The organism is Mesorhizobium sp. M4A.F.Ca.ET.020.02.1.1, assembly GCF_004022645.1.
Classification (GTDB): Bacteria; Pseudomonadota; Alphaproteobacteria; order Rhizobiales; family Rhizobiaceae; genus Mesorhizobium.
This window is the reverse complement of sequence record NZ_RZOI01000548.1, coordinates 1-4231: the sequence shown is the minus strand read 5'-3', so window position 1 is coordinate 4231 and position 4231 is coordinate 1. Positions and strand designations below refer to the sequence as shown.

At 65.0% G+C, this 4231-nt stretch carries 3 protein-coding genes; 1 reads left to right on the top strand and 2 read right to left on the bottom strand.

Annotated features, from left to right (window positions below):
* Positions 1-1207, top strand: a 1207-nt coding sequence (locus EN742_RS26335) for a DUF4132 domain-containing protein (RefSeq protein ID WP_148670264.1), incomplete at its 5' end; no start/stop codon positions are given.
* A gap of 67 nt (positions 1208-1274) precedes the next feature.
* Here EN742_RS26335 and EN742_RS26330 read toward each other — a convergent pair.
* Complete coding sequence (locus EN742_RS26330; RefSeq protein ID WP_128333459.1) at positions 1275-3416, bottom strand: sodium-translocating pyrophosphatase; 2142 nt, start codon at positions 3414-3416, stop codon at positions 1275-1277.
* A gap of 297 nt (positions 3417-3713) precedes the next feature.
* Positions 3714-4231, bottom strand: a 518-nt coding sequence (locus EN742_RS26325; RefSeq protein ID WP_148670263.1) for an MFS transporter, incomplete at its 5' end; no start/stop codon positions are given.

The following is a 4231-nucleotide window of genomic DNA, read 5'->3' as shown; positions in this document are numbered from 1 at the left end:
GGACATCGCGCTGATTCTGCCGGAAGCGCGGCGCCGCATCGAGAGCGCCTGGCGCGACGGCCGCCACTGGAATTACCAGGGCTGGCAGGACCGGCTGATCGGCAATGGCCTGCTGCGCACGCTTTCCGAGCGCCTGATCTGGCGTTTTGCGGGTCCCAAGGGCGAGGCGTTCGTCGCCATGCCGCGCGAAGGCGAGCTTGTCGATCATGCCGGCGTTCGCTGCCCGGTTCCAGGACCGGACTTGACGGTCCACCTTTGGCATCCGCTGGACAGCCCGGCCACGACCGTCGCGGCCTGGCGCGAGAGCCTCGCCAGGCAGACGATCCAGCAGCCCTTCATCCAGGCCTGGCGGCCGGTCTACGTCGTCACCGACGCTGAGCTTGCCACACGCAGCTACTCCAACCGCTTCGCCGCGCACATATTGGAGCAGGCTCCAGTTATGGCCATCCTGAAGAAGCGCGGCTGGACGGCGTACAATCGCAGCATGCACGGCAACAATGCCGAGCATGAACGGGTGCGGCTCACCTTGCCGTATCATGGTGTCGCCGCCGAGTTCTGGGTCGCCGGCATCGGCACGCGCGTGCAGGACATCGAGGCGGCCGAGCGCGGCGCCGCGCTCTACGCCTTCATCGCCACGGATCGGGTGGCCTTCTTCGCGCTCGACCCCAAGACCGGGCAGCCGGGCGAAATTCCCCTACCCGTCGATGCGGTCCCTCCCCGCGCGTTCTGCGAGGCGATGTACGACATCGACAGCGTGATCGGCCGCACCTCGATCGGCAACGACCGCCACTGGCAGGATCGCGGCAGCAACGCGCGCCACCCGCTGTCTGAGCGGCCTGAATTCCTCGACTACCGCGAGCGCTATTCGGCAGGACAGGCCAGCGGCCTGGCAAAGGGCCGACGCGATTTCATCGCCACCATCCTGCCCGGCCTCGCGATTGCCAACCAGTGCACGGTCACGGACGAGTTCCTGATCGTTGACGGCAAGCGCAAGACCTACAGGATCAACTTCGCATCCGGACACATCAGGATGGCGCCCAACGACCGCTATCTCTGCATCGTGCCGTCAAACGAGGCGGCCGGGCCGAGGCCGGCCTATGTGCCGTTCGAGGGCGACGACATCCTGTCAGTCATCCTGTCGAAGGCGATGATGCTGGCCAATGACGACAAGATAACCGACGGCTCGATCCTGCGTCAGATCGCTTGAACCGCGGCGGGAAATGAAAAAACCCGCGGGATCACTCCTGCGGGTTTTTCGACGAACAGCTTGAGCCTCAGCCGTGCGCGAGCACGGCCAAGAGCAGCAGGGCGACGATGTTGGTGATCTTGATCGCCGGGTTGACCGCCGGGCCGGCGGTGTCCTTGTAGGGATCCCCGACCGTGTCGCCGGTGACGGAGGCCTTGTGCGCCTCGGAGCCCTTCAAGTGCTTGGCGCCGTTCTTGTCGGTGAAGCCGTCCTCGAATGACTTCTTGGCGTTGTCCCAGGCGCCACCGCCCGAGGTCATCGAGATGGCGACGAACAGGCCGTTGACGATCACGCCGAGCAGCGAGGCGCCGAGCGCGGCGAAAGCCGAGGCCTTCGAACCCGAGATCAGCAACACGCCGAAATAGACGACCAGCGGCGCCAGCACCGGCAGCAACGAGGGGATAATCATCTCCCGGATCGCCGCCTTGGTCAAAAGATCGACGGCGCGGGCGTAGTTCGGCTTCGAGGTGCCGGCCATGATGCCCTTGTCCTCGCGGAACTGCTTGCGCACCTCCTCGACGATCGAGCCCGCCGCGCGGCCGACGGCCGTCATGGCGATGCCGCCGAACAAATACGGGATCAGGCCGCCGAAGATCAGGCCGGCGACGACATAGGGATTGGAAAGGTCGAAGGAAACCTCGCCCATGCCCTGGAAGTAAGGGAACTTGTCGCCATTGGCGGCAAAGAACTTCAGGTCGTTCGAATAGGCGGCGAACAGCACCAGCGCGCCGAGGCCCGCCGAACCAATGGCGTAGCCTTTGGTCACCGCCTTGGTGGTGTTGCCGACGGCGTCGAGCGCGTCGGTGGATTGGCGCACTTCCTTGGGCAAGCCGGCCATCTCGGCAATGCCGCCGGCATTGTCGGTGACCGGGCCGAAGGCGTCGAGCGCGACGATCATGCCGGCGAGGCCGAGCATGGTGGTGACGGCGATCGCCGTGCCGAAGAGGCCGCCGAGCTGGTAGGTCGCGATAATGCCGCCGACGATGACGATAGCCGGCAACGCCGTCGATTCCAGCGAGACCGCGAGGCCCTGGATGACGTTGGTGCCGTGGCCGGTCACCGACGCCTGGGCGATGGAGTTGACCGGGCGCTTGTTGGTGCCGGTGTAGTACTCGGTGATCACCACGATGAGCCCGGTCACCAGGAGGCCGATCAGGCCGCAGATGAACAGGTTCTTGCCGGTGATGGCGATGCCGGCGACGGTGCCGATATCACCCCAGCCGATGGTCAGCGATGTCGCGGCGCCAAGGCCGACGATCGACAGCAGGCCAGTGACGATCAGGCCCTTGTAGAGCGCGCCCATGATCGAGCCGTTGGAGCCGAGCTTGACGAAGAATGTGCCGACAATCGAGGTCAGGATGCAGGCGCCGCAGATAGCCAGCGGATAGAGCATGGCGGTGCCGAGCACCGCGGTGCCGCCGAAGAAGATGGCGGCGAGAACCATGGTGGCGACGACGGTGACGGCATAGGTCTCGAACAAGTCGGCGGCCATGCCGGCGCAGTCGCCGACATTGTCGCCGACATTGTCGGCGATGGTGGCGGGGTTGCGCGGATCGTCCTCGGGAATGCCGGCTTCGACCTTGCCGACGAGATCGCCGCCAACGTCGGCGCCCTTGGTGAAGATGCCGCCGCCGAGACGGGCGAAGATCGAGATCAGCGAGGCGCCGAAGCCGAGCGAAACCAGCGCGTCGATGACGATGCGGTCATTGGGCTGGAGAGCCATCGGACCGGTCAGGATGAAGTAGTAGATCGAGACACCGAGCAGGGCGAGACCCGCCACCAGCATGCCGGTGATGGCGCCCGACTTGAAGGCGATGTCGAGGCCGGCGGCGAGGCTGTTGGAGGCAGCCTGCGCGGTTCGCACATTGGCGCGCACCGAAACATGCATGCCGATAAAGCCGGCGGCGCCCGAGAGCACCGCGCCGATCAGGAAGCCGATGGCCGAGGTGATCGACAGCAGCCACCAGGCAAGCAGGAGCACGACGATGCCGACGACGGCGATGGTGGTGTATTGGCGCGCCAGGTAGGCCTGGGCGCCTTCGCGGATGGCCGCGGAGATTTCCTGCATGCGCTGATTGCCCTGATCGGACGCCAGGACCGAACGTGTCGCCCAGATAGCGTAAAGGACTGAAAGCAGGCCGCAGGCGATGACGGCGTAAATGGTGGTCATTGCCGAATTTTCCTCGATTGATGGCCCAAAAGAACCCCTCCCTGGGCCGTTGGAACGGGGATGCACGCCGCCAGGCGGAATCCACCCCTTGGCTGGGCTGTATGCGAAACAGGGCTGGGAACGTCAAGATATTGTTCGGTTTTTGCCCGGCTTTCGCCCAAAAGGCGAAGGCGATGGCAAACCTGCCCAGCGCCATACTCCTTTTAGATCGATTGAAATGACGCTGGGTAATAGACCGGAGCAGATCAGGTCAGGCTCGAACTGACGCGCGACCACACTGTCGGAATGGCTGTCGAGTCAGTTGGCTGCACGCAAGCTCGTCACCTTCAACGCACCGAGCGCGACGAAGCAGAGCGCGCAGACCGGGAACACCAGCCAGTTCAGCATCGCCCAACCCCAGGCGTTGTAGACCGCGCCGGACATCAGCGACGCGAAGGCGACCGAGCCGAACAGGACGAAATCGTGGAAGCCCTGCAGCTTGCTCTTTTCCGACGGCCGGTAACTGGCGGCGACCATGGAGGTGGCGCCGATGAAGCCGAAGTTCCAGCCCAGGCCGAGCAGGATCAGCGCCGTCCAGAACTGCCAGAGTGCCAGCCCCGACAGGGCGACCACGGCGCAGCCGATCAAGAGCACGAGGCCGGCGGCGACAATGCGCTCGGCGCCGAAGCGATGGATCAGCGAGCCGGTGAAGAAGCTCGGCCCGAACATCGCCATCACATGCCATGAAATGCCCAGCGTGGCGTCGTCGGCGGAGAGACCGCAACCGACCATGGCGAGCGGCGCGCCGGTCATGACGAAGCTCATCAGCGCATAGC

What these genes read in the sequence shown, in the direction of transcription:
- EN742_RS26330 (WP_128333459.1), bottom strand. Translation starts at nt 3,416, where the DNA reads ATGACCACCATTTACGCCGTCATCGCCTGCGGCCTGCTTTCAGTCCTT.